Source organism: Clostridium sp., assembly GCF_021443865.1.
Classification (GTDB): Bacteria; Bacillota; Clostridia; order Clostridiales; family Clostridiaceae; genus Clostridium.
Genome location: NZ_JABUTB010000011.1, coordinates 7,952 through 33,691, shown reverse-complemented (window position 1 = coordinate 33,691; position 25,740 = coordinate 7,952). Strand labels below are relative to the sequence as shown.

The following is a 25,740-nucleotide window of genomic DNA, read 5'->3' as shown; positions in this document are numbered from 1 at the left end:
AATAATATGATGATGTTATATTCTGCTTTAGCTATACTTTCATTAATTACAATGGTTTCTTTAAGAAAAAGAAGAAAATCTATATAAAAGTAAATAACTAAACACTAACTATGGGGGCTGTTGAACAGCCCTTAATTTTACATTGTGCATCAGAATTTTATTTATAATTAATTAGGGTGATAGAAATGAGTAAGCTTATTAGAAAAATAGTTCTGGTAATTTTATTAATTATATTTAGTTTTTCAACATATAATCTTTATAAAATATTTAATGAATATAAGAAAAATAAAGATGTATATAATGATATTAGTGAAATAGTTTTAAATAAGGAAAATGAAGTGAAAGAAGATGCTGCTGATTCCAATAATAATATTTTTATAGGAAAGGAAGAGTATTCCAAGCTAAAAGCAGTAAATGAAGATTATTTATTTTGGTTATATATACCTGAAACTAATATAAATTATCCAGTTGTTAAAGCTAGTAATAATGAAGAATATTTATATAAAAACTTTAAGGGAGAAAGCAATAATGGTGGATGTCTTTTTCTTGATGCAAGAAATATATCAGAAGAAGATGATAATATAATAATACATGGACATAACATGAAGAATAAAAGTATGTTTGGTACACTTCCAAGGCTTTTAACTTCTGATTATTTAGATAAAAATAAAAAAATATATATATATCTAGAAAATAAAATCTTAGAGTATGAGATATTTTCAGTCTATGTAAACTCGGGGGAATATAACCCATATGTAACTAGCTTTAATACTGATGAAGAGTATTATGAATATATAAATAATGAAATAAGAAAATCATATTTTGATTTAGAATATATTGATAATGGTAAAAGAAATATTTTAACCTTATCAACATGTACAAATGCTACTGGAGAAGAGAGAACAATAGTGAATGCTAAATTAGTATCAATAAAGATTAATTAATTTAGTAAGTTATATTTAATTTAAGTAGAGCTGTTATTGCAGCTCTTTATTTTTTTTGGAGATTTTTATAGATTATTTTTCTTTAATAGGATAGTTTATCATTTTTTATAAAGTTACTTTATAAAATATAAGTAGATAATTAAGTAAGGAGACTTTATATGAAGAATAAAACTCTATATGAGGTATTTATTGGATTACTAGCTTTAATGGGAATAATAATGATAATTTTAGAATTAATGTATAAGCTTCCTAGAATTGTAGTAGAAAGCTTTTACTATATTAACTTAATTATTACTATTATTTTTCTTATAGATTACTTAATAAGGCTTAGCACTTCCAAAAAAAAGTTTAGTTTTATTTCTAATAATTTTATAGATATGTTATCTGTTTTTCCCATTCTATTAATTAAAGAGGTTATTTTTAGCTTAAGTTTAGGAAGCACAATAGATATTAATGCAAATCTTAAGTTTATAAAATTAATAATTTTATTTATTTTAGCTATAAAATTTAAGAATAAAATTAGAGAAGCTATAAAAGTAAACAAATTCAATTATTTATTAATTATAACAACAATAATAATAGTACTAGGCTCTGTAGTTATATCTTTGTTAGAAGAAATGTCCTTTGGAGATGCAATATGGTGGAGCTTTGTAACCTTTACTACTGTAGGTTATGGAGATGTATTACTTAATACCAATATAGGACGTATAGTTGCAATTGTATTAATGATTTTGGGCATAGGCTTTATAGGAGTAACAACAAGTACTATTGCAGCTTACATAGTAAGCAAAGATATACAAAGTGGCAATAAAAGGAATTTCAAAGATGAAACTATTGAGTTTATTAAGAGAAAAATAGATGATTTAGATAATATTTCAGATGAAGAGCTTGATAATATATATAAAACATTACAAGTTCTTAAAGAAAATAGGAAAAATCACTAATAATTTTAATGCTTTAAGAAGAAAATAAAGATAGAACTAAAGATAAGCCTTACATGGAGGAGAATATGAAAAATATAATAAAAATATTTGTAAGAGATATAAGAAGTATAGCAAAAAATTGGGTTGCCTTAATTATTATTATAGGACTTATGATATTACCATCTTTATATGCATGGTTTAATATTAGAGCAAGCTGGGATCCATATGGCAATACAGGAGGAATAAAGGTTGCCATAGTTAATAAGGATACTGGGGGTAATCTTAAAGATAAGTTTATAAATGTTGGAGAAGAGCTTGTAGAAAAACTTAAGGAAAATACTAGTTTAGGATGGTGTTTTGTTTCAGAAGAGGAAGGAAATAATGGAGTTCATACTGGAAAGTATTATGCCACAATAATAATACCAGAAGAATTTACAAGCGAAACCTTATCTATAATTAATAATAGTATAAAAAGACCCACTTTAATATATAAGGTTAATGAAAAAAGTAATGCCATAGCACCTAAAATTACTGATAAGGGAATTACTACTATAAAATCACAGGTGGATAGTAATATTATTGAAACAGTAGATGGGGTAATATTTAAGGTATTTAATGAAATGGGTGTAAGTATTGAAGGATCAAAGGATAAAATTTTAAAATTAATTAATGGAATTATTGATTTAAATAATAAAGTACCTGAAATAGAGAATATAGTAAATGAATTAAATAACGGAAGTTCTAAGGGAGAAGAATTAATAGCTAAGGCAAAAGATAATCTACCATTATTAAAGGATACATTAGATTCTAGCGATAATTTATTGCTTGATACTAAGAAAGCTTTAGAAAAATCCAAATCAGCATTAGGTGACGTAGCACCAGTTATTAGGTCGGATTTACAATTAATAAACAGAGAATTAAATAATTTAGAAGGACTTATTAATACAGTAATTAATTTAAATATAGACAAAAACTCAATTTTAAATGGGCTTGATAATATTAGTGTTAAGCTAGGAGAAATAAATACTAAGATTAATGGAATAGTAAAATCACTAGAGCCCTTATCTAGATTTAATGATAATTTAAAAGAAATAGTAAATGAATTAAATTCGGCTTCTTCAAAGTTAAATTTAGCAATTGATGCAATAGGTAAAATAGGAGATACAGTTAATAATGCTAAACCTATTGATAAAAGTAAACTTAATGAAATTAAATCATTAATAGATGCAAATAGAAATATAGTTTCAAATATTTTAAATAGCTATGATTCTAAATATATACCAGCTATAAATAGTGCTATAGGTAATTTAACTAATATATCAGATAATTCTATTAAGCTATTAAACGAAGCAAAGACATCAATTCCAGATATAGAAAGTTTATTAGATAAATTAAATAATGCTTTGCAGCTTAGCAAAGGAGATATACAAAAGTTAAATGCTGAAATGCCTAATATTAAATCAAGCTTAGGTAATATTTCTTCAAAATTAGCTTCTTTAAATAAGGAGAAAGCAATAGATAAGTTACTATCTTTGCTTAAAAATGATTGGGAAGAAGTAAGTAAGTTTTTAGGAAGTCCTGTTGAGATAAAGGAGGAAATTTTATTTCCAATCCCTAACTATGGATCAGCGATGTCTCCATTTTATTCAACTCTTGCCTTATGGGTAGGTGGTTTAATTTTAGTTTCTTTATTGACTACAGACCCTCATGGATTTAAAGAAAAAATTGATTTTAAACCTTATGAAAAGTACTTTGGAAAGCTTTTAACCTTTGCTTTTATAGGAATATGTCAATCCATAATTTTAAGCTTAGGAGATATTTACTTATTAAAGTGTTATGTGCTTAATAAATGGCTATTTATAGGTATAAGTATATTTAGTAGCATAATATTTATTATAATAGTTTATACCTTAGTTTCAATATTCGGTAATGTAGGAAAGGCAATTGCAGTAATACTTTTAGTTATACAAGTAGCAGGAGCAGGTGGAACATTCCCAGTAGAAGTAATGCCAAGTTTCTTTAAAAAGGTAAATCCATTATTACCTTTTACATATTCAATTTCAGCTATGAGAGAAGCGGTTGCAGGAATTGTTAAGGCTAATTTAACTAGAGATATACTTATGCTTTTAAGTTATGGAGTAATATTCATATTACTAGGATTATTCTTAAAGGGCCCTATTAATAGAGCAAGTGAGAAGTTTATAGAAAAATTAAAAGAAAGTGGACTGATAGGACACTAGATATCAATGAATAATGCACAATGCGTAATGCATAATTAAGGTGTAAATTCCTCCAAAGTGGGAATTTAGAAAGAATGAAGATTCTCTTTTGCTAACGCAAAAGAGAAATGAAAGAATAATGTAGAAGCTCCTTAATGAGTTTCTACATTATTTAAATTTTTAATAATTTTACATTTTATATTCTAAATTTTTAATTTGTGGTTGCTACACAGCCACACTATATTCTTTTTGCGTAGGTTGAGAATGTGAACTTATCTGGTCTGTGTCTAGATTCTGTATATTCAAATAGTGTCCCATCTTCAAGATAGACATAATTTTTAATTATGGCAACAAGGTTATATCCTTTAAGTTTAAGTAGATTTTTATCTAGTTTACTTATTTCTTCTACAGAAACAATTTTTTGAGCACCTGCAATTTTTAAAGCAAGATTATTTTCTATGTAATCATAAATTGAATTACTTGCTATATCTTCTGTTAAGTTTCTAATTATATCTTTTAAAAAGTAATTTATATCTAAGATAGTTTCTTCATCATCTATAATTCGAGTTCTTTCAATATAGAAGACTTTTGAGCCTAAGGCAAAACCAGTTTTTATTGAAAGTTTTTCATCTATTATAATTTCTTTGAAACAATTAACTTTTGTAGAATAATCTATATTATTATTTAAAGATGCTTCTTTAAAGCTTTGTAAACCACCTACTAAAAATTTAAGTTGTTGCTTTTCTAAAACGAAAACACCTTTTCCATGAACACTAGCAACTAATCCTTCAAAAGATAATTGATTTATTGCCCTTCTTACAGTATTTCTACTAACATCAAATAAAGAAGTAAGTTCATTTTCAGAAGGTAATTTTTCACCGGCTTTATATTCATCAGTTAATATTTTATGTTTTATATATTCGTATATTTCTGTATATTTCACCATTTTCATTTAAGTTAAAATCTCCTTTGAACCAGTTATATAGTATATTATAGCATTAAAGATAAAAAGAAAATAGAAATATAAAACAAACTTGTTTAAACAACAGTTGACTTACTTGTTTAAACAAGTTATAATGTAATCGTAATCAAATTATAAATATATAAGGAGAGAGAATTATGGTAGGGTTTAAACAAGAAGCTTTAGACTTGTTAGAACTTATAGGTGGGAAAGACAACATTGCAAGTGCAAGTCATTGTGTTACTAGGTTAAGATTTGTCTTAAAAAATGAAAAAATCGCAAAGGAAAAGGCAAAAGAAATTGAGAAATTACCAAGCGTTAAGGGTACTTTTATTAATGCAGGGCAATTCCAAGTTATAATTGGAAATAATGTACAAGCTTTTTATAATGACTTAGTTGAAGTAGCAGAGTTAAAAGCTCAATCTAAAGAAGAAGTTAAAAAGGCAGCGCAGAAAAATATGTCCTTTATCCAAAGAACTATTGCAGGACTTGCTGAAATATTCATTCCTATTTTACCAGCAATTATTACTGGAGGTTTAATTTTAGGTTTTAGAAATGTTATTGGTGATTTAGCTATATTTGGAGATGGAACACAAACCTTAACATCTTTACACCCAATATTAGCAGAAATTCATAGCTTCTTATGGGTATTAGGAGAAGCAATATTTCATTTCCTACCAGTAGCAGTAACATGGTCAACTGTTAAGAAATTTGGTGGCTCAGAAATTCTTGGTATAGTTCTTGGAATTACATTAGTATCACCACAATTATTAAATGCATATGGCTATGCAGAAGCAGTACAAAATGGTTCAGTTCCTTTCTGGAATTTTGGATGGTTTACAATAGATAAAGTTGGATATCAAGCGCAAGTAATACCAGCAATGCTATCAGGTATAGTGTTAACTAAGATAGAACTAAAATTAAAACAATATATACCTGATGTATTAAAAATGATAGTTATTCCATTTACAACTCTTTTAATAACAGTTTTATTATCTTATATAATAATAGGACCTATTTCAAGAGAACTAGGTAATTATATTGCAACTATTTTTAATTATTTACTAACAGGACCTTTTAAGATATTAGGAGCTATAATTTTTGGACTAGCTTATGCACCGTTAGTTATTACTGGTTTACATCATACATTTATTGCAGTAGATTTACAATTAATTGCAAATGGTGGAACTATGATATGGCCACTTATAGCCCTAAGTAATATTGCTCAAGGAGCTTCTGCAGTAGCAATATTACTAATTTACAAAAAGAATTCAAGAATAAAATCCATAGCAGCTTCAGCAGGACTTTCTGCTTGGCTAGGAGTTACTGAACCTGCAATGTTTGGAATTAATCTAAAATATAAGTTCCCATTTATAGCAGCTATAATTGGTTCAGCATGTGCAGCAGTAATTTCAATATTATCAGGAGTATTAGCCAATTCTATTGGTATAGGTGGATTACCTGGATTCTTGGCAATTCAGCCTAAATATTGGATTCTATTTATAATATCAATGGTGGTAGCAGTTGTAGTTCCAATTATATTGACATTTATATTAAATAAGAAATTTGGAGCTAATGTTGAAGAAATAGAATAATAAATTTGTGCTACCGTAAATCTTTAAATTAAATTTTAAGATATACGGTAGCTAATATTTAGTTACGAGGTGAATAAAGTGGAAAGAAATGATTGGTGGAAATCATCAGTGGTTTATCAAATTTATCCTAAAAGTTTTAAAGACAGTAATGGAGATGGAATTGGAGATTTAGTTGGAATAATAGAAAAATTAGATTACTTGAAAGATTTAGGGGTGAAGGTTTTATGGCTAACACCTATATATGTTTCACCTCAAAATGATAATGGTTATGATATAGAAGATTACTATAATATAGATCCTATGTTTGGAGATATGGAAGACTTTAAAATATTATTAAAAGAAAGTCACAAAAGAGATATGAAGTTAATTTTAGATATGGTTGTAAATCATACATCTACAGAGCATCATTGGTTTAAAGAAGCAATTAAGGATGTTAATAATCCCTATCATAACTTTTATATTTGGAGAGATGAGCCTAATAACTGGCAATCTAAATTTGGTGGATCAGCTTGGGAATATGTTGAGAGCTTAAATAAATATTATTTACATTTATTTGATAAAACTCAAGCAGATTTAAATTGGGAAAATCCAAAGCTTAGAGAAGAAATATATAAGATGATGAGATATTGGCTAGACATAGGAGTTGACGGCTTTAGATTAGATGTTATTAATCTTTTATCAAAGGATACTAGATTTTTAGATGATGATTTTAAATCTGCAAATAGAGATGGCAGAAGATTTTATACAGATGGACCAAAGATACATGAGTATTTAAATCTAATAAATAAAGAGGTTTTCTCAAAATATAAAGATATTATGACAGTTGGAGAAATGTCATCCACTACCATAGATAATTGTATAAAATATACTAATCCAGAAAACGAAGAACTTAATATGACTTTTAACTTCCATCACTTAAAAGTAGATTATAAAGAAGGAGATAAGTGGAAGCTAGCACCTTTTGACTTTAATATGTTAAAAAAATTATTATTTAAGTGGCAAGTTGAAATGGAAAAGGGAAATGGATGGAATGCATTATTTTGGTGTAATCATGATCAGCCAAGAATAGTATCTAGATTTGGAAATGATACTTTGTATAGAGAAGAATCAGCAAAGATGCTTGCAACTGTATTACATTTAATGAGAGGAACACCATATATTTATCAAGGTGAAGAGATAGGAATGACTAATCCAAACTTTAATGATATTAAGGATTATAGAGATGTAGAATCATTAAATGCTTATAATATATTATTAGAAAAAGGAATTGAAAAAGAAGAAGTTTTAAATATTTTAAAAAATAGATCAAGAGATAATTCTAGAACTCCTATGCAATGGGATAATAGTAAAGAAGCAGGATTTACAAGTGGAACTCCGTGGATAAAGGTAGCTAATAACTATAATAATATTAATGTAGAGCTAGATAGAAATAAAAATAATTCAATATCAGATTATTACAAAGAATTAATTGATATAAGAAAAAATAATGATGTAGTATCAGAGGGTAGGTTTATACCTATACTAGAAGATCATCCTACAGTTTTAGCGTATATAAGAGAATTAAATGGAAGAAGAATTTTAGTTGCTTGTAACTTTTATGAAAAGAAAGCAATAGTGTCTTTAGAGCAGTTTAAGGGAAGTAAATATGACAATATATTAAGTAATTCTGAAGAAAATAGTGTATATGATGAAAGGTTATTTTTAGCACCATATGGAGCAGTTGTATTTGAACTGAATAATTAAAAAATAAAATGATTGAAGAAAGAGGGAACATATTTAAAAATTCCTTCTTTCTTTTTTGTATATTTAATTTAATATAATTACAGTCTGTAACTAAGTTAAAATTAAGTTGTTAATGAAATAAATATTGACATATTTAAGTATAAGAGATATAATTCATTTATTATGAAATAAAAGAGGGAATTGAATGAATAGAAAAGTTATGGTTGCTTATGAATTAAGAACTATATCAAATCTTATCAAAAGATATATTTACAGATCGGCAGTAACTGCTAATTGTGATCAATATTCTGAGATTCAAGGATTGATTATTAATTACCTTAGTAAGAATAAGGAAAAAGATGTTTTCCAAAAGGATATTGAAGAGATTTTTACTATAAGAAGATCTACTGTTACTGGCATACTTCAATCAATGGAAAAAAATAATTTAATAATAAGAGAAAATGTATCTTATGACGCAAGATTAAAAAAGATAGTTCTTACTGATTTGGGTGAAGAAATTAATATTCACATTATAAAAGAAATGAGAAAGTTTGAAGATGCAATTACTAAAGGTGTATCAGATGAAGAGTTAGAAATTTTTGTTCAAATTCTTGACAAATTTAAAAGAAATATTGAATAATTTTTTATCTAAATAGTTAGGTGGCTTACAATTAGCTTCCTAACAAAAATAAACTTAAGAGATATTTGAAAATAATAATAAAAGGAGCAATATACATGTTAAAAATCTTTAAGTATTTAAAAGGAAAAGACTGGTTAATAGTTTTAATCAGTTTAGTATTTATTGTAGGGCAAGTTTGGCTTGATTTAAAGTTACCTGATTATATGTCAGATATAACAAAATTAATACAAACTCCAGGGGCTGAAATGTCTGAAATTTGGAAGGCTGGAGGATATATGCTGTTATGTGCACTTGGTAGTTTAGTGGCAACTATTGTAGTTGGATACTTTGTTTCAGGTATAGCAGCTGGACTTTCAAGAACTTTACGTTCTAATGTATTTAGAAAAGTTGAATCATTTTCAATGAGTGAAATAAATAGATTTTCTATTCCAAGTTTAATAACTCGTTCAACAAATGATATAACTCAAATTCAAACTATAATAGCTATGGGGCTTCAAATAATAATTAAAGCACCAATTACAGCTATTTGGGCTATAACAAAAATTTCAAGTAAGAGTTGGCAATGGACAACTGCAACAGCAGTAGGAGTACTTGCATTACTTTTAATAGTAGGAATAGTATTTACATTAGCTTTACCTAAGTTTAAAATAATTCAAACTTTAACAGATAATTTAAATAGGGTTTCAAGAGAAAATTTAACTGGTATTAGAGTTGTAAGAGCTTATAATGCAGAGGAGTATCAAGAAAATAAGTTTGAAGATGCAAATAATGCAATAACAGAAACAAATATATTTACTGGAAGAACTATGGGTATACTTATGCCTTCAATTCAAACAATAATGAGTGGTTTAACGTTAGCTATTTATTGGATAGGAGCTTATTTAATAAATAATGCTTCTGGAATGGATAGACTTTCAGTATTTAGTGATATGATAGTATTCTCTTCTTATGCAATACAAGTAGTTATGGCATTTATGATGTTAGTAATAGTATTCATAATGCTTCCTAGAGCTCAAGTAGCTGCTAAACGTGTTAACGAAGTTTTAGAAACACCACTTACAATAAAAAATGGAACTCGTACATCAGATGAAAAAGATCATGTTGGTGAAATTGAGTTTAGAAATGTTAGTTTTAAATATCCAGATGCAGATAGTTCAACTGATTATGTTTTAGAAAATATAAGTTTTAAGGCTAATAAGGGGGAAACTGTTGCATTTATAGGTTCAACAGGTTCAGGAAAATCAACATTAATTAACTTAATTCCAAGATTTTATGATGTAACTTCAGGAGAAATATTAGTTAATGGAGTTAATGTAAAAGAATATGATAAAAATTATTTAACAGATAAAATTGGATATGTTTCACAAAAAACAACAACTTTTAGTGGAACTATAGAATCGAATGTTTCTTATGGAGATAATGGAAAGCAAGAACAAGGAATAGAAGCAGTTAAGAGAGCTGTTGAAATTGCTCAAGGTAAAGACTTTGTAGAAAAACTTGATAATCAATACGAAAGTAAGGTTTCACAAGGAGGAACAAACCTTTCAGGTGGGCAAAAGCAACGTTTATCAATAGCTAGAGCTATTTATAGAGATCCTGAGATCTATATTTTTGATGATTCATTCTCTGCTTTAGACTATAGGACTGATAAGGTATTAAGATCAGTATTAAACAAGGAAACTAGAGGTATTACTAAGCTTATTGTTGCTCAAAGAATTGGTACAATTAAAGAAGCAGATAAGATAGTTGTATTGGATGAAGGAAAGATAGTTGGAATGGGCAAACATAAGGAACTTCTAAAAACTTGTGAAGTATATAAAGAAATAGCATACTCACAACTTTCAAAGGAGGAACTTGGAGATGAGTAATCATGGTAGACCAGGAATGGGTGGAAAACCACAAAAAGCAAAAGATTTAAAAGGAACATGGATTAAACTTTTAAAATATTCAAAAGCTTATGTTGCATTTATGATAATAGCTATTATATTTGCTATAGCAGGAACAACATTTACAATATTAGGACCAGATAAACTAAAAGAAATAACAAATGTAATTATGCAGGGCATAATGGCTGAAATTGATTTAACTGAAGTAAGAAGAATAGGTATTATATTAGTAATATTCTATGTATCAGGCTCAGTACTCTCTTACGGACAACAATTTATATTAACAAAAGTAACTCAAAAAATAGCTAATAAGTTACGTAAAGATATTTCATTTAAAATGAATAAGCTTCCATTAAAATATTTTGATTCAACTAGTCATGGAGAGATTTTAAGCCGTGTAACTAATGATGTTGATACAATTGGGCAAAGCATGAACCAAAGTGTTGGAACTTTAGTTTCAGCTGTAGTTTTATTTGCTGGTTCATTAATAATGATGCTTAAAACAAATGTTTTAATGAGTTTAGCAGCTATATTAGCAACAATAATTGGATTTGCTTTAATGATGGTTATAATGGGTAAATCACAAAAATACTTCGCTTCTCAACAAAAAGAACTTGGAAAATTAAATGGGCATATTGAAGAAATTTATTCTGCTCATAATATAGTTAAAGCTTATAATGGCGAAAATAATGCTATAAATAAGTTTGAAGAAACAAATACAAGACTATTTGAGAGTGCAAGAAATGCACAATTCTTGTCAGGACTTATGATGCCAGTTATGGCTTTCGTAGGAAATCTTGGATACGTAGCAGTTTGTGTAGTTGGTGCTGCACTTGCCTTTAATGGTAAAATAGAATTTGGTGTTATAGTAGCATTTATGATATATATAAGACTATTTACTCAACCATTATCACAATTGGGTCAAGCAGCAACGAGTTTACAATCAGCAGCAGCTGCAGCTGAAAGAGTATTTGATTTCTTAGAACAACCAGAACTTGAAGATGAATCAAATAAGACTACAGTTTTAGAAAATATTAAAGGTAATGTTGAATTTAAAAATGTTAGATTTGGATATAATGAGGATAAAATAATAATAAAGGATTTCTCAGTTAAGACTAAAGCAGGGCAAAAAGTTGCTATAGTTGGTCCAACAGGAGCTGGTAAAACTACTATAGTTAATTTACTTATGAGATTCTATGAATTAAATTCAGGGCAAATTTTAATAGATGGAGTAGATACTAAATCTATTACAAGAGAGAATGTTCATGACTTATTCTGTATGGTACTTCAAGATACTTGGTTATTTGAAAGTACAGTAAGAGATAATATAGTTTATAATAAAACTGGTGTAACAGATGAAGAAATAATAAAAGCTTGTAAAGCAGTTGGAATTCATCACTTTATAATGACTTTACCTCATGGTTATGACACTGTATTAGATGATAAGACAAATCTTTCAGCTGGACAAAGACAGCTTATAACAATAGCAAGAGCTATGATAGAAAATGCGCCTTTATTAATATTAGATGAAGCAACAAGCTCAGTAGATACAAGAACAGAAATATTAATTCAGGAAGCTATGGATAAGCTTACTGTTGGTAAAACATCTTTCGTTATTGCACACAGATTATCAACAATTAAAAATGCTGATTTAATCTTAGTAATGAAAGACGGAGATGTTATTGAAAGTGGAAATCATATAGAATTACTTGAAAAAGGTGGATTCTATGCTGATCTTTATAATAGCCAATTTGAATCAGATAAAGAATAAAATAATAAATAAATTAATTTAAATAAAAGGAGTAAATTTTAATATAAAATTTACTCCTTTTTGAATTACAGCAATCATAATTATTAATTTTAAGCCTGTAAAATATCTTTTATAATTACTTGTATTTCAGGTATCTCTTTGTCTGTATATGTAGCTATATTGTAATCATAAGAGTAATCATCAAGAGCTCTTTCTGTTGAATGATTATTTTGTTCTTTAGTTAAGTTATTTGTGTAATCTATTCTAGTTATATGAATTGATAGGGTTTTTCCTATATCTTTTAAGCACTCTATTTCTTTTGGAAATCTTGCATCAGGAATTATGGCAATATCAAAATCATCTTTAACTAAGTTAAGTATTTTAACTAATTCATTAATTAGGAACATTTTATCCTGTGATCTCATCTTGTCTCCTAATTTTTGGAGTATATCTCTTCCTACTTCATCTTTAATACCATTCCAATTATAGACTTCAGTAGCAACCATTTTTAAATAATCTGCATAATGAAGTATAAATACTTTTTTTCCTTTATCTTCAAGTATAGTTTTTAGCTTCTTTGCAAGTGTGTCTTTACCATGTCCAGCAGGACCTGAAATTGATATACATTTCATTAAAAGGGTCTCCTTTTCTTTTGATTCTATAAGTTTATTTAAAGATTATATCACAATATAGTTATTATATATTGAAAAATATAATATAATAAACTAAAATATAAAATATCTATTGTGCAGATGTGGCGGAATGGCAGACGCATCATCTTGAGGGGGTGACGAGGGAATCCTCGTGCGGGTTCAAGTCCCGCCATCTGCACCATAAAATATAAATTTAATCTTTATATTTAAAGGGAACTAGATTATCATCTAGTTTTTTATTTTATTTGGATTCAGCTATTTGGTAAAAATACTAAAATCATAAAGGATAAGATAATAAATAGTATACCTACTGCTAAGAATATATTTGTAACAGGATTTTTAGAAAATCTTAAAACATAACTCTCTTTTGGATTACTTGGATTATAATAAACCGGTAATTCAGTTCCTATTGGGAATTTATCTACTAATACATTTCTAGAAAAGTGAGAGTTTTTGATAATAACTAATTTAGTATCTAAATAGTTATTCTCAATGTCTGGAGTTATAATTTTAAAAGATGATGATTTAGTAATAATCCAACTATATTTTAAACGTTGATAATAGGCAACTTCATTTACAATATATTCAAGAATGGGAAAGTATACACCGCTTTTACCAAGTAAGGAATATTTAACAACCCTTCCCATAACAATTTCAGTAGATCTTTCTAAAGTATTCTTGTCCCTATTCTTAAGAAATAATGATAACCCTGATAAAGCTAATCCATCAATAAAAAAGATTAAAAATAATAAAATATTTATTTTCATAAATTCTACCACCCTTTATATAATAATTTTTAATGTATATCTATATTAGTTAATATAGATAGTATCATATTATTTAATATAATTTAAATAATAAATACTAGCTACAGAGCAGTGAATAAAAAAAGAATCTCAATTTGAAAAAACAGTAGTTGTATTTTATAATAATTATCAGTGTTTAAGTCGTACTATTAGCAGCTTATAATTTAAAAATAGGAGGATATTATGTTTGCTAAAAAGGATTTAAGTAGAAATAAATATATGTTGTATAAAGGTCAAGCTAAATGTGGATATGATTGGTGGTGGCATTCATTTACTGCCCATCATGAAGAAACAAAAGAGGAAAAGGCTTTTTTTATTGAGTTTTTTTTATGTAATCCTGATTTAGGAAGGGAAGAACCAGTATTTGGCCAATTAAAGGAAAATATTAAAAAGAATATAAAACCTAGTTATTTGATGATTAAAGTTGGTAATTGGGGGAAAGATGCTAAACAAATACATAATTTTTATGGATGGAAGAAAATCAATGTGGGTAAAGGTATCCCATATTTTATAGAAGCAAATGATTGTTATATATCAGAAAATAAAACATATGGTAAAGTTTCTTTAAGTAGAGAAGAGGCTAATAAACATCCAGAATATATGAGTGATTCAGGAACTATTGAATGGAATTTAGATATTGATAAGCAAATTCCATTTAATGTTGGGTATGGAGCAAGTAAATTGTTTAGAAGTTTGCAGTTGTTTGAAATGTTCTGGCATGTAGAAGGAATGAAAACAAAATATAAGGGAGAAATAATTTTAAATGGAGAAAAGTATATAGTAAATCCAAATACTTGCTATGGTTATGCAGATAAGAATTGGGGAAAAGATTTTACATCTCCATGGGTATGGCTATCATCAAACAATTTAACCAGTAAAAGAACAGGGAAAAAATTAGAAAATAGTGTTTTTGATATAGGGGGAGGGAGACCAAAAATAGGTCCAGTGGTATTAAATAGAAAACTTCTTTCAGCATTTTTTTATGAAGGTAAATGCTATGAGTTTAATTTTTCAAAGTTTTGGACTTTTTCTAGAACGAAATTTAATTGTGAAGAAACAGATAAAGAAATTATATGGAATATAGAACAAAAAGCATTTAATAAAAAAATGATAACAAATATTAAATGTAATAAAGAAGATATGCTATTAATTAATTATGAAGCTCCAAATGGGCTGAAAAAACATAATAGACTTTGGAATGGTGGAAATGGAAAAGGTATTATTAAGCTTTATAAAAATAATAAATTAATTGATGAAATAGAAGCATTAAATGTAGGTTGTGAATATGGAGAATTTAGTGAAAATAAATCCTAGATAAGTATTAATTAATAATTATAGTATATATAAGATATGGAGTTAATAAGTAATTCCATATCTTTTTTATTTAGTAGGTATTTATTATAAAATACAACTTTATGGAAATTGTATTATAATTAATGATATAATTCATAAAAGATAGGAGTAATTAATATGGAATTAAATATAAATAAAACGAATTATAATGAAGCCAAAGAAATTTCTAAATGGACTTATAATGAACCATATGCAATGTATAGTATGGAGGATAGTGATAGCTGTATAGATGAACTAATTAGTGAAATGTATTTTTCGGCTTCTGATAAATACAACAATCTTATAGGCTACTATTGTTTTGGAGAATCTGCTCAAGTTCCAGCAGGAAATAAATTTGGGGTATATGATTGTAAAGATAGTTTAGATATTGGTTTAGGAATAAAACCAAGTTTATGTGGACAAGGATTAGGTTTTGAATTTTTAACTGAAGGAATAAGCTTTGCTAAAAATAAGTTATTAGCTAAAAAGATACGTTTAACAGTAGCGAGTTTTAATGAACGAGCAATTAAGGTATATGAAGGTGCAGGCTTTGAAAAAGTTCATTCATTTGAAAGAATAACAGAAACGGAAAGAACAGATTTTCAGGTTATGATTAAGGAAATTATATAAGGTAATATACTTTTGAAGGGGTTAAGATATGGGGATTTTTTTGAAATACCAGTTCCACTTGCAAGTTTACCTATAGTTGGATTCTTACTTCTTGGAATATATGGGAAGGTATTATGGATGGTTATAGCAGTATTAGTCCTTGGCATTGGACATATAGGGATACATTTGCAACATCTTAAGTTTATAAAGAGTAATAATAGGTCATTAAATGAAGAGATTATTTGAAATTATATATATTTTATCAGAGGAAGAAAATATAGAAGTTCTTGAGCCTTTACATATAAGAGAAGAAATAAAAAAGAGATTAGTAGCAGCACTAAATAAATATTAATATGACATAGAGATGTCATATTAAGGGTTATATAATATAAATATAGTTAATAAATATATTATAACAATTTCTTATCATAGAGTTTATTTAGTTATATAAAAAGGGGAAGGTGATTTATAATGGAAAAATTAGATTTTAAGAAGACGTTTAAAGATTTATACCTACCTAAAACACAACCTATGGAAATAGATGTACCTGAAATGAAGTTTATAATGGTAGATGGCAAAGGAAATCCCAATGATGAAGATGGAAAAATAAGAAGATATCATGAAATTTACTTATCAGATCCAAGAAAATGTAGTATGGAAAGAATGAAAACTGTTATTAGGCATCCTGTTAGGATGGGGTAACAGTGGAAGTTATAACATTAAATAATGATAATATTAATTGTGAACACATTTGCTGCTCTTTATCAGATAAAAAAGGTGAATGCGGAGTTTATTTAAAGAAGGAATGGTTAAAAGAAAGATTCCATGATGGATTAGTATTTAATAAAATAAATGTCAGAGGAAAAGCTTTTATTGAATATATTCCATTGAAAAATGCATGGGTACCTATTGAAGGATATAATTACATGTTTATAAATTGCTTCTGGGTATCTGGAAAATTTAAAGGTCAAGGATATGGTAATAAATTATTAATGGAATGCATTAATGATTCAAAGAAAAAAGGCAAGGATGGTATTATAGCTATTTCATCAAAAAAGAAAATGCCATTTCTATCTGATGCAGATTACTTAAAATATAAGGGCTTTAAAGTATGCGATACTGCAGCTCCTTATTATGAATTATTGTATTTATCCTTTTATAATGAAGATAATCTACCTAAGTTTAATGCAAATTCAAAGCTGGGAAAAATTGATGAAAAGGGATTAATATTATATTATTCTAACCAATGCCCTTTTACCAGTAAATATGTTGATTTAGTAAAGAATATTTCAAAAGAAAAGGGAATTGATATAAAGGTAACTAAGTTTGAAAGTAAGGAACAGGCACAAAGTTCCCCATGCCCTTTTACAACCTATAGTTTATTTTATAATGGAGAATTTATAACAAATGAAATATTATCAGAAAAAAAGTTTATTAAATTAATTAGTGAAAAGGGACTAGTTTAGGAGATATATATGGAATTTATATCAGCAAAAAGTATTATATCTGGATATAGAGAAAATAATAATTGGTTTGGAACTAATTATAATTTAAATATATATAAAGGCTGCTGTCATGGATGTATATATTGCGATAGCAGAAGTGATTGTTATGGTATAGATAACTTTGATATTGTTAGAGCTAAAGAAAAATTTTCTCAAATAATAAGAAGAGAATTGAAGTCTAAAAGGAAGAAAGGAATTATTGGTACAGGTGCTATGAGTGATCCTTATAATCCTTTTGAAAAGAAGTTTCATTTAACACGTAATACATTAGAAAGTATTAATAATAATGGATTTGGAGTAGCCATTGCAACAAAAAGTGATTTAATTACAAGAGATATTGATATTTTGAAAAGAATAAAAGAGCACTCACCAGTACTTTGTAAAATTACAATTACAACAGCAGATGATAATCTATGTAAAATAATTGAACCAAATGTTGTAGTTACATCTAAGAGGTTTCAAGCAATAAAAAAATTATCCGATGAAGGTATATACACAGGGATATTATTAATGCCAATACTACCTTTTATAAATGATACTGAAGAAAATATAATAAGTATTGTAAGGTTAGCAAAAGAAAATGGAGCTAAATTTATTTATCCTGCTTTTGGAGTTACTCTGAGATCTAATCAAAGAGATTACTTTTTTGCGATGTTAGATAAATACTTCCCTGGAACTAAGGCAAAATATATTAAGATCTTTGGAAATAATTATATGTGTAATAGTTCTAATGCAAGAAACCTATATAATGTATTTTCTAGTGAGTGTAAAAGACTAGGATTACTCTATAGAATGAATGATATAATTAATGGTTATAAAGAGGGATATAATAATAAGCAATTAAGTTTATTTGATATGTAATTTATAAGAGATTGATTTGGTACAAGCATATTTTATATGTTATTATAAATATAAAGTTTATTACAAATGATTAAAAACTTAACTTTAGGAGGCAATATGATTAAGGCAGTATTATTTGATTTAGATGGAACATTATTAGACACAAATGAATTAATATATAATTCATTTGATAAAACTTTTAAAGATAAATTAGGAATTGAATTAAAAAGAGAAGAAATTTTAGATTTTTTTGGAATACCTTTAGGAGAACCATTTAAAAAACACGCAAGGGAAGAAGTAGTGGATGAATTAGTTGCTTATTATAGAAAACATAATGAAGATAACCATGACAACATGTGTTTTGCATTTAATGGGGTAAAGGAACTTTTAGTAGGATTAAAAGAAAAAGGAATAAAAACAGGAATAGTAACTTCTAAGAGAGCGGAACTTGCTATTAGAGGGATGAAAATAGCTGGAATACATGATTATATGGATGTAATTATAACACCAGAATCTACAGAACTTCACAAACCAAATCCAGAGCCAGCGCTAAAAGCTTGTATTGACTTAGGTGTTGAACCTAGTGAAGCTATTATGGTAGGGGATAGTATTTATGATATATACTGTGGTAAATCAGCAGGCTGTAAAACTTGTGGAGTAAACTATACTTTTATTGGATTAGATACTTTAAAATCTTCTAATCCAGATTATTTAATAGATAGACCAGAAGATATTTTAAATTTAATATAAATATTTGGAGGGATAGATATGAAAAAAATAGTTGTTTTAGAAGGGGAGACTTTAGGTGATTTAGATTTTGATCAATTAAAGTCATTTGGGGAAGTGGTGTATTATGACACAACTATGCCAGAAGAAGTTGCTAAAAGAATAGAAGATGCTCATATAGTATTAGTTAATAAAGTTGTGTTAAATGAAGACAACCTAAAGGAAGTAAAAAACTTAGAACTAATATGTGAAACTGCTACAGGTTTTAACAATATAGATGTAGTTTATGCAAGAAATAATAATATTGCAGTAACTAATGTAGCAGGATATTCTACTAACACTGTAGCTCAGCATACCTTTGCAACAGTTTTAGCACTATACGATAAGCTATTCTATTATGATGAATTTGTAAAGTCAGGTGAATATGCTAAAAGTGGTATATTTACTGACGTAAGTAAGCCTTTCTATGAACTAGAAGGTAAAACATGGGGAATTATAGGATTAGGATCAATAGGGAAAAGAGTAGCAAGCATAGCAGAAGCCTTTGGAGTTAATGTTATTTATTATTCTACTTCAGGTAAGAACTCAAATTCTAATTATAAAAGAGTTGAATTTGATGAATTACTTAGTGAGTCAGATATAATTTCTATTCATGCCCCTCTAAATAGTAATACTGAAGGTTTATTAAATTATGATGCAATTAAAAGGATGAAAAACTCAGCTATATTAGTTAATATGGGAAGAGGTCCTATAGTTGTTGAAAAGGATATTGCCAAGGCAATAGATGAAGAATTAATAGCAGGTGCTTCACTAGATGTTTTTGAAGTTGAGCCTATAAAATCAGATAATCCTTTAGTTAATGTTAGAAATAAGGATAGGCTAGTTTTAACTCCTCATATAGCTTGGGCAAGTGTAGAAGCTAGAAATAGACTGTTTAAAGAAGTAATCTTAAACATAAAAGCATTCTATAATGGAGAAGTTAGAGGCAGAGTTGAATTATAATTTTATATAGAAACATAGGAATATTTGACAAAATATAAATTATATAGTAATATATTATATAATTTAATAAAAATGAAATTTTTAAAAGATATCTGCAAGGTTATAATTTAATAATTTCTTAAAATAATAAAAATGCTTAGATTGAGAGTAGTAAAAAGTATGAGATATCAAAGAGAGTAGGGGTCGGTGAGAACCTGCATATAATCGCTTTTGAACTCGCTCAGGAGCAACAAGATTGAATGGGGAAAGTAGGTCTTGTCGGTATTAAATATCGTTAAATTAAGTAAGTTAAGAACTTGGATGGTACCGCGTAAATCGCTCCAATATAGGAGGAATTTGCGCGGTTTTTTTATTTCCTATCAAGTAGAATTGTAATAATAAGTAAGGGGGCGTTTAAATGAATTACAAAAAGTATAAAAAGTTTCAAACTATTAAATTCACTGAAAGGACATGGCCAGATAAGGAAATTGAAAAGGCACCTATTTGGTGTAGCGTGGATTTAAGAGATGGTAATCAAGCCTTAATTAATCCAATGAATGTAGAAGAGAAGATAAAGATGTTCAAGCTTTTAGTAGAGCTAGGATTTAGGGAAATTGAAATAGGATTTCCTTCAGCTTCACAAATAGAATTTGATTTTCTAAGAAAGCTAGTTGATGATAATTTAATTCCTGATGGAGTTAAGGTACAAGTTTTAACTCAAGCAAGACCACATTTAATTGAAAGAACCTTTGAAGCTTTAGAGGGTGTGAAAGAAGCGATACTTCATATTTATAATTCTACATCAGTACTTCAAAGAGATGTTGTATTTAATATGAGTAAGGATGAAATTAAAGAAATTGCAGTAGAAGGAACTAAATTAGTAAAAGAATATACTGAAAATTTTAATGGGAAAATATATTTAGAGTATTCTCCTGAAAGTTTTACAGGTACAGAAGTTGAGTATGCTTTAGAAGTTTGTGAAGCAGTACTAGATACTTGGGGTGCTACTAATGAAGAAAAAGTAATTATTAATTTACCTTCCACGGTAGAGATGGATACTCCAAATGTTTTTGCAGATCAAATAGAATGGATGAGTACACATTTTTCTAATAGGGATAGGGTTATTTTAAGTGTTCACCCTCATAATGATAGGGGAACTGGAGTAGCAGCAGCTGAATTAGCTATGCTAGCAGGAGCTGATAGAGTTGAAGGGACTCTATTTGGTAATGGAGAGAGAACTGGAAATGTAGATATTATAAATTTAGCTTGCAATATGTTTTCTCATGGAGTTAATCCAAAGCTTAAGCTTGATGATATTAATAGAATAATTGATATATACGAAAAGTGTTGTAAGATACCTGTTCACATAAGGCATCCTTATGCTGGTGAATTAGTATTTACTGCTTTCTCAGGCTCACATCAAGATGCAATTAATAAGGGCATGAAAAAGTATATGGAAAGAAATAATCAATATTGGGAAGTTCCATATTTACCTATAGATCCTAGAGATTTAGGAAGAGAATATGAAGCTTTAGTTAGAATAAATAGTCAATCAGGTAAGGGGGGCATAGCCTTTGTACTTGAAAGCCATTATGGATATAAGATGCCTAAGAGAATGCATAAGGAGTTTGGAGGAATAATTCAAGGAATAACAGAAAGAGTTGGTGAAATAGCTCCGAAGGTTATAATGGAGAGATTTACTGAAGAATATTTAGAAATAACAGGACCATTTAAATTAATTAAATTTAAAATAGAAGATAATGAAAATCAAGAAAATAATAAAGAGAATACTTCAATAAATATTAAGTTCCTATATAATGGTGAAGAAAAGAACTTCGCAGCTAAAGGAAATGGACCAATAGATTCTTTAAAGAAGGCTTTAGTAAATAGTAAATTAGTAGATACTACTATTTTAGATTACGCAGAACATTCTCTTGGTGAAGGTTCTGAAGCTAAGGCGGCTGCTTATGTTGAAATGAAGAGGCTAGATAATTCAAATACTACCTTTGGTGTAGGAGTAGATAGTAATATTACTTTAGCATCTATAAAAGCTGTCTTTAGTGCCATAAACAGACTATATAAAGATATGTAAAATTAAGAATGAAAAATGAAGAATTAAGGAAGAAACTCCAAAGGAGTTTCTAAAAAGAATATATTTTTAGTAATTTGGAATAAATTACATCAATAATTCTACATTCTACATTTTTCATTCTTCATTATTTATTGTGCTTTTTCTATTAAGTTGGATTTTCTCCAATTATTCTTTTTCCAGTTAAGATGTAGTTCATTTAAAACATTTCTTAGAACTTTTCCAATGATATAGTAGAAATTATCATTTAAATTAGCTAATGATATTCTAAAAGACCATTCAGAAGAAGCAAAACCATCTCCATTTAATAAAACAACAGAATAGTTTTTAGCTAAATCATAAAGTATATCAAAAGGAGTATAATTTTCAGAAATATAATTAGAGAAATCTTCATTATATCTAATCTTAGCCCAATCTATAATATTAATTTCTGTGTAATAAGAAGCATCCATAGGATTTTCATCAAGGTTTAATTCTAAGCCTTCAAATAATATTGATTTACGTCTTTTACATATTTCCATAGTTAATTCTTTATAGTTATTTTTTATATCAACAAGAGCTGATCCACAGAATAATGCCATTTGAACTTGTTGTGGGGTAGAAAGTCCTGCTGTATGATTTAAAGCAACTTGTCTACTATCTGCAACTAGCCTATCTATAAATGGAACTTCTTCAGGGTTTAAATTCATATGTTTATATCTATTATTTATTTTTTCCTTCTCTTCAGAAGAGAGATTTTTTATTTTATCATTATATATGTTATCTTTATTAAGCAATATAGTACCTAATCTCCAACCAGTTACACCAAAGTATTTAGATAAAGAGTAAACACCTATAGTATTGTAAGGTAAATATGATATTATTGATTTAAAATCTCTAATAAAAGTACAATAAACATCATCTGTTATAATCATTAAATTAGGATTATGAGTTTTAACAACATTTATTAAATTATTAATAGTAGTTTCATTTAAAGCAATAGAAGCTGGATTGTTAGGATTTACTATAAATAATGCCTTAATTTCATTATCTTTAAGTTTCTCTAATTCTTCTAATGGATATTGGAAAGTTGGAATATTATTTTCATCTAATTCATTTGCATGAATTCTAACTACATTAAAATCATATTCAGGTAAATGCGGTATTTCTAAATAAGGGGTAAAAATTGGCGTCATTAGCGCTATTTTATCACCTTTATGTAATAGGTTATTTGCAGTTAAAGAATCAAATATATAACACATTGCAGCGGTTCCACCTTCAACAGCGAAAACATCAAATTCACTATTATAATTATTATCACCACATAACTCTTTTAATAAATATTTATTAACTATTTTTTCTGTATGTAGAAGCATTCTGTCTGGAAAAGGATAGTTATCACCTATAATTCCATCACAAATTTCAAATAAAAAGTCATCATGATTAAAATTAAATTCATTTATACAATAATCAATTATATCTTTTAAAAGTATTATTCCAGGAAGATTAATATTTTCAGTATAATATTCTAAAAATCTATTATAAATTCCATCTTTTTTTGCCGTTCCTGCTAAGTTTTCAATACTTAAAGTTCTTTGGCATTCTATAACAGCAAATTGTCCTAAAGTGAAAAAGGCTTGTCTAGGGGTTGCAGAGATCCAATTAGGGTTTCCTCTACCAGCATCTAAAACAGTTCCTTTAAATTTATCTTTATTCATATTAGCCAAGGTTATTAGTTTATCTTTAAATTCGAAAGGACTTATTCTTCCGTAAAGTTTTTTTAAGTAGTCCTTATTTAATATTATGTCCATTCTAGTCTCCTTTTCTTTTAATCGTCTATTACTAGTATATAACTAGAAAATAAAAAATCAATGATTTCTTGCAAAAATTGTAATAAGTGAAATAATTACTTCACATATTGAGAAATCAAAAAAATGTAATTATTAATAGTAAGTCAAATTGATAAATTATTAATTAAAATATAGAATAATTATTAAAATACTTATTGAATTTAAAAATAAATGCGTATATAATAATATTAAAAATTAATAACGTTCGGTTGAAGATAGTGGGAGAGCGATTTTTAGTAATCCACCGAAGAAGTAAATCTTTCAGGTATTAGGACCGCTATTGGACGAACCTCTGGAGAGACTCTATATAAGGGGCACCGAAGGAGCAAGGTAGCTTAATTTTAAGCTATTGAAACTCTCAGGTAAAAGGACAGGGGATATGATAGGGCTATAGTTTTATTGTTATAGCTTTGCTATCTATTCTCCTCCATAAAATATATTTTAAGGGGGATTTTTTTATGTTAAACAAAATTCAATCTATTTTAAGTGCTATAAATAGCATTATATGGGGACCACCATTACTTATTCTATTAGTAGGAACAGGAATCTATTTAACATGGAGGCTGAAATTGCTTCAAGTATTTAGATTACCACTAGCATTTAAGTATATTTTTTCTAAAGAAGAAGATGATGATGATGTTAAAGGGGATGTATCAAGCTATGGGGCTTTATGTACAGCATTATCAGCTACTATAGGTACTGGGAATATAGTTGGGGTTGCAACAGCAATTACAGCTGGAGGACCTGGAGCATTATTTTGGATGTGGTTTGCAGCTTTTTTTGGAATGGCAACAAAATATGCTGAAGGCTTACTTGCAATTAAATATAGAGAAGTAGATGAAAATGGGCAAATGGCTGGAGGACCAATGTATTATATAAAGAATGGTCTGGGCTTAAATTGGTTAGCAAAATTATTTGCCATATTTGGAGTAGGTGTTGCCTTACTTGGAATAGGAACATTTGGACAAGTTAAATCTATTGCAGATGCTGCACAAATAGGATTTAATATACCAGTATGGGCGACAACAATAGTAATTACAGTAATAGTTGCTTTGATAACATTGGGTGGAATAAAAAGAATAGCAAGTGTTTCTGAAATGGTAGTTCCTTTTATGGCAATTCTATATATTATTGGTGCATTATTAGTATTATTTTTTAATTATGATAAAATACCTGCAGCAATTTCATTAATAATTCAAAGTGCATTTAATCCTAAGGCTGCTTTAGGAGGGGCTACAGGTATTACAGTATCAATTGCTATGCAAAGAGGAATAGGAAGAGGAATATTTTCTAATGAATCTGGTCTTGGAAGTGCTCCAATAGCTGCTGCAGCAGCAAAAACTAATTCACCAGTAAGACAAGGGTTGATTTCAATGACAGGAACATTCTTAGATACTATAATTGTTTGCACTATGACAGGAATAGTAATAGTTTTGACTGGTAACTATAGTGGTGGCTTAGAAGGGGCAGCTTTAACAACAGCAGCTTTTGAAGTAGGGTTACCAATAGCAGTAGTAGGAAAATATATAGTTAATGTAGGTCTTATGTTCTTTGCTTTTACAACAATCATTGGATGGAACTATTATGGTGAAAGATGCATTCAGTTTCTATTTGGAGTAAAGGGAATAAAACCATACAAAATATTGTTTATAGCATTGGTGGGAGTAGGACCATTTTTACCATTAGAGATGATTTTTATAATTGCAGATATAGTAAATGGACTTATGGCA

21 protein-coding genes, 1 tRNA gene, 2 pseudogenes, 1 riboswitch and 1 other annotated feature are annotated in these 25,740 nt (G+C 28.0%); of the genes and pseudogenes, 20 read left to right on the top strand and 4 right to left on the bottom strand.

What is annotated here, in order from left to right; all coding sequences use genetic code 11:
• The first annotated feature begins 185 nt into the window (after positions 1-185).
• The 3 genes from srtB (at position 186) to HUJ77_RS03215 (ending at position 4,107) form a co-directional block, all read left to right on the top strand.
• Complete coding sequence (gene srtB, locus HUJ77_RS03225) at positions 186-944, top strand: class B sortase (protein WP_291707134.1); 759 nt, start codon at positions 186-188, stop codon at positions 942-944.
• Between the two features lie 158 nt (positions 945-1,102).
• Positions 1,103-1,888 carry a potassium channel family protein gene (locus tag HUJ77_RS03220; protein ID WP_291707133.1) on the top strand — a complete coding sequence of 262 codons (786 nt, stop codon included), beginning with the start codon at positions 1,103-1,105 and terminating at the stop codon, positions 1,886-1,888.
• A gap of 65 nt (positions 1,889-1,953) precedes the next feature.
• The gene (locus HUJ77_RS03215; protein ID WP_291707132.1) at positions 1,954-4,107 is read left to right on the top strand and encodes a YhgE/Pip domain-containing protein; all 2,154 of its coding nucleotides are present in this window, start codon (positions 1,954-1,956) and stop codon (positions 4,105-4,107) included.
• 217 nt (positions 4,108-4,324) lie between these two features.
• On the opposite strand, the gene treR is transcribed toward HUJ77_RS03215, so the two are convergent.
• A complete protein-coding gene (treR, locus tag HUJ77_RS03210) occupies positions 4,325-5,038 on the bottom strand; it encodes a trehalose operon repressor (protein ID WP_291707131.1) in 714 nt (237 codons plus the stop codon).
• A gap of 167 nt (positions 5,039-5,205) precedes the next feature.
• On the opposite strand from treR, the gene treP reads away from it, so the two are divergent.
• From treP to HUJ77_RS03185, 5 genes are all read left to right on the top strand, one after another.
• Positions 5,206-6,642, top strand: a complete 1,437-nt coding sequence (gene treP, locus HUJ77_RS03205; protein ID WP_291707130.1) for a PTS system trehalose-specific EIIBC component — start codon at positions 5,206-5,208, stop codon at positions 6,640-6,642.
• A gap of 78 nt (positions 6,643-6,720) precedes the next feature.
• Complete coding sequence (gene treC, locus HUJ77_RS03200) at positions 6,721-8,385, top strand: alpha,alpha-phosphotrehalase (protein WP_291707129.1); 1,665 nt, start codon at positions 6,721-6,723, stop codon at positions 8,383-8,385.
• Positions 8,386-8,569: 184 nt separating this feature from the next.
• Positions 8,570-9,004, top strand: coding sequence for a MarR family winged helix-turn-helix transcriptional regulator (locus HUJ77_RS03195; protein ID WP_291707128.1), 435 nt, complete (start codon positions 8,570-8,572; stop codon positions 9,002-9,004).
• Positions 9,005-9,099: 95 nt separating this feature from the next.
• Positions 9,100-10,872 carry an ABC transporter ATP-binding protein gene (locus HUJ77_RS03190; RefSeq protein ID WP_291707127.1) on the top strand — a complete coding sequence of 591 codons (1,773 nt, stop codon included), beginning with the start codon at positions 9,100-9,102 and terminating at the stop codon, positions 10,870-10,872.
• Positions 10,865-12,661, top strand: a complete 1,797-nt coding sequence (locus HUJ77_RS03185; protein WP_291707126.1) for an ABC transporter ATP-binding protein — start codon at positions 10,865-10,867, stop codon at positions 12,659-12,661. Before HUJ77_RS03190 ends, HUJ77_RS03185 begins: the two co-directional genes overlap by 8 nt.
• A gap of 89 nt (positions 12,662-12,750) precedes the next feature.
• Here HUJ77_RS03185 and HUJ77_RS03180 read toward each other — a convergent pair whose 3' ends face one another.
• Complete coding sequence (locus HUJ77_RS03180; protein WP_291707125.1) at positions 12,751-13,272, bottom strand: hypothetical protein; 522 nt, start codon at positions 13,270-13,272, stop codon at positions 12,751-12,753.
• Positions 13,273-13,388: 116 nt separating this feature from the next.
• Between HUJ77_RS03180 and HUJ77_RS03175 the strand changes: the two genes are divergently transcribed.
• Positions 13,389-13,474 (top strand) — tRNA-Leu (locus tag HUJ77_RS03175).
• 70 nt (positions 13,475-13,544) lie between these two features.
• Here HUJ77_RS03175 and HUJ77_RS03170 read toward each other — a convergent pair.
• Positions 13,545-14,060: a DUF3592 domain-containing protein gene (locus HUJ77_RS03170; RefSeq protein WP_291707124.1), complete on the bottom strand. Its 516-nt coding sequence runs from the start codon at positions 14,058-14,060 to the stop codon at positions 13,545-13,547.
• Positions 14,061-14,282: 222 nt separating this feature from the next.
• Between HUJ77_RS03170 and HUJ77_RS03165 the strand changes: the two genes are divergently transcribed.
• The 10 genes and pseudogenes from HUJ77_RS03165 (at position 14,283) to leuA (ending at position 22,184) form a co-directional block, all read left to right on the top strand.
• Entirely contained in the window at positions 14,283-15,413 is a 1,131-nt protein-coding gene (locus HUJ77_RS03165; protein WP_291707123.1) for a tocopherol cyclase family protein, read from the top strand.
• Positions 15,414-15,569: 156 nt separating this feature from the next.
• Positions 15,570-16,061 (top strand): GNAT family N-acetyltransferase, encoded by a 492-nt coding sequence (locus HUJ77_RS03160; protein ID WP_291707122.1) that lies wholly within the window; start codon positions 15,570-15,572, stop codon positions 16,059-16,061.
• Positions 16,062-16,106: 45 nt separating this feature from the next.
• Positions 16,107-16,286: pseudogene (locus HUJ77_RS03155) on the top strand (hypothetical protein); the annotation flags it as partial.
• Complete coding sequence (locus HUJ77_RS03150) at positions 16,270-16,392, top strand: hypothetical protein (protein ID WP_291707121.1); 123 nt, start codon at positions 16,270-16,272, stop codon at positions 16,390-16,392. The pseudogene HUJ77_RS03155 and the gene HUJ77_RS03150, both read left to right, overlap by 17 nt.
• Positions 16,393-16,511: 119 nt before the next feature.
• Positions 16,512-16,643: pseudogene (locus HUJ77_RS03145) on the top strand (transcriptional regulator); the annotation flags it as partial.
• Positions 16,644-16,744: 101 nt separating this feature from the next.
• The gene (locus HUJ77_RS03140; protein WP_291707120.1) at positions 16,745-17,506 is read left to right on the top strand and encodes a GNAT family N-acetyltransferase; all 762 of its coding nucleotides are present in this window, start codon (positions 16,745-16,747) and stop codon (positions 17,504-17,506) included.
• A gap of 9 nt (positions 17,507-17,515) precedes the next feature.
• The gene (locus tag HUJ77_RS03135) at positions 17,516-18,406 is read left to right on the top strand and encodes a radical SAM protein (protein ID WP_291707119.1); all 891 of its coding nucleotides are present in this window, start codon (positions 17,516-17,518) and stop codon (positions 18,404-18,406) included.
• 96 nt (positions 18,407-18,502) lie between these two features.
• Positions 18,503-19,135 carry a pyrophosphatase PpaX gene (gene ppaX, locus HUJ77_RS03130; RefSeq protein WP_291707118.1) on the top strand — a complete coding sequence of 211 codons (633 nt, stop codon included), beginning with the start codon at positions 18,503-18,505 and terminating at the stop codon, positions 19,133-19,135.
• 18 nt (positions 19,136-19,153) lie between these two features.
• Entirely contained in the window at positions 19,154-20,113 is a 960-nt protein-coding gene (locus HUJ77_RS03125) for a D-2-hydroxyacid dehydrogenase (protein WP_291707117.1), read from the top strand.
• Between the two features lie 128 nt (positions 20,114-20,241).
• Positions 20,242-20,439 (top strand) — a binding site (T-box leader).
• 71 nt (positions 20,440-20,510) lie between these two features.
• Positions 20,511-22,184 carry a 2-isopropylmalate synthase gene (gene leuA / locus HUJ77_RS03120; RefSeq protein ID WP_291707116.1) on the top strand — a complete coding sequence of 558 codons (1,674 nt, stop codon included), beginning with the start codon at positions 20,511-20,513 and terminating at the stop codon, positions 22,182-22,184.
• Between the two features lie 128 nt (positions 22,185-22,312).
• Here leuA and aspD read toward each other — a convergent pair whose 3' ends face one another.
• Entirely contained in the window at positions 22,313-23,971 is a 1,659-nt protein-coding gene (gene aspD, locus HUJ77_RS03115) for an aspartate 4-decarboxylase (protein ID WP_291707115.1), read from the bottom strand.
• Between the two features lie 321 nt (positions 23,972-24,292).
• Positions 24,293-24,394, top strand: a riboswitch (glycine riboswitch).
• 74 nt (positions 24,395-24,468) lie between these two features.
• Here aspD and HUJ77_RS03110 point away from each other — a divergent pair.
• Positions 24,469-25,740 (top strand): sodium:alanine symporter family protein (locus tag HUJ77_RS03110; protein ID WP_291707114.1); only part of this gene is annotated, 1,272 nt, incomplete at its 3' end.

Excerpts from the sequence above, each read along its gene's own strand:
- HUJ77_RS03150 (WP_291707121.1), top strand. The coding sequence starts at position 16,270 with ATGAAGAGATTATTTGAAATTATATATATTTTATCAGAGGAAGAAAAT.
- HUJ77_RS03180 (WP_291707125.1), bottom strand. The coding sequence starts at position 13,272 with ATGAAATGTATATCAATTTCAGGTCCTGCTGGACATGGTAAAGACACA.
- HUJ77_RS03185 (WP_291707126.1), top strand. The coding sequence starts at position 10,865 with ATGAGTAATCATGGTAGACCAGGAATGGGTGGAAAACCACAAAAAGCA.
- srtB (WP_291707134.1), top strand. The coding sequence starts at position 186 with ATGAGTAAGCTTATTAGAAAAATAGTTCTGGTAATTTTATTAATTATA.
- HUJ77_RS03125 (WP_291707117.1), top strand. The coding sequence starts at position 19,154 with ATGAAAAAAATAGTTGTTTTAGAAGGGGAGACTTTAGGTGATTTAGAT.
- HUJ77_RS03170 (WP_291707124.1), bottom strand. The coding sequence starts at position 14,060 with ATGAAAATAAATATTTTATTATTTTTAATCTTTTTTATTGATGGATTA.
- HUJ77_RS03135 (WP_291707119.1), top strand. The coding sequence starts at position 17,516 with ATGGAATTTATATCAGCAAAAAGTATTATATCTGGATATAGAGAAAAT.
- treP (WP_291707130.1), top strand. The coding sequence starts at position 5,206 with ATGGTAGGGTTTAAACAAGAAGCTTTAGACTTGTTAGAACTTATAGGT.
- leuA (WP_291707116.1), top strand. The coding sequence starts at position 20,511 with ATGAATTACAAAAAGTATAAAAAGTTTCAAACTATTAAATTCACTGAA.
- HUJ77_RS03160 (WP_291707122.1), top strand. The coding sequence starts at position 15,570 with ATGGAATTAAATATAAATAAAACGAATTATAATGAAGCCAAAGAAATT.
- HUJ77_RS03220 (WP_291707133.1), top strand. The coding sequence starts at position 1,103 with ATGAAGAATAAAACTCTATATGAGGTATTTATTGGATTACTAGCTTTA.
- HUJ77_RS03190 (WP_291707127.1), top strand. The coding sequence starts at position 9,100 with ATGTTAAAAATCTTTAAGTATTTAAAAGGAAAAGACTGGTTAATAGTT.
- HUJ77_RS03215 (WP_291707132.1), top strand. The coding sequence starts at position 1,954 with ATGAAAAATATAATAAAAATATTTGTAAGAGATATAAGAAGTATAGCA.
- HUJ77_RS03165 (WP_291707123.1), top strand. The coding sequence starts at position 14,283 with ATGTTTGCTAAAAAGGATTTAAGTAGAAATAAATATATGTTGTATAAA.
- HUJ77_RS03195 (WP_291707128.1), top strand. The coding sequence starts at position 8,570 with ATGAATAGAAAAGTTATGGTTGCTTATGAATTAAGAACTATATCAAAT.
- treR (WP_291707131.1), bottom strand. The coding sequence starts at position 5,038 with ATGAAAATGGTGAAATATACAGAAATATACGAATATATAAAACATAAA.
- ppaX (WP_291707118.1), top strand. The coding sequence starts at position 18,503 with ATGATTAAGGCAGTATTATTTGATTTAGATGGAACATTATTAGACACA.
- aspD (WP_291707115.1), bottom strand. The coding sequence starts at position 23,971 with ATGGACATAATATTAAATAAGGACTACTTAAAAAAACTTTACGGAAGA.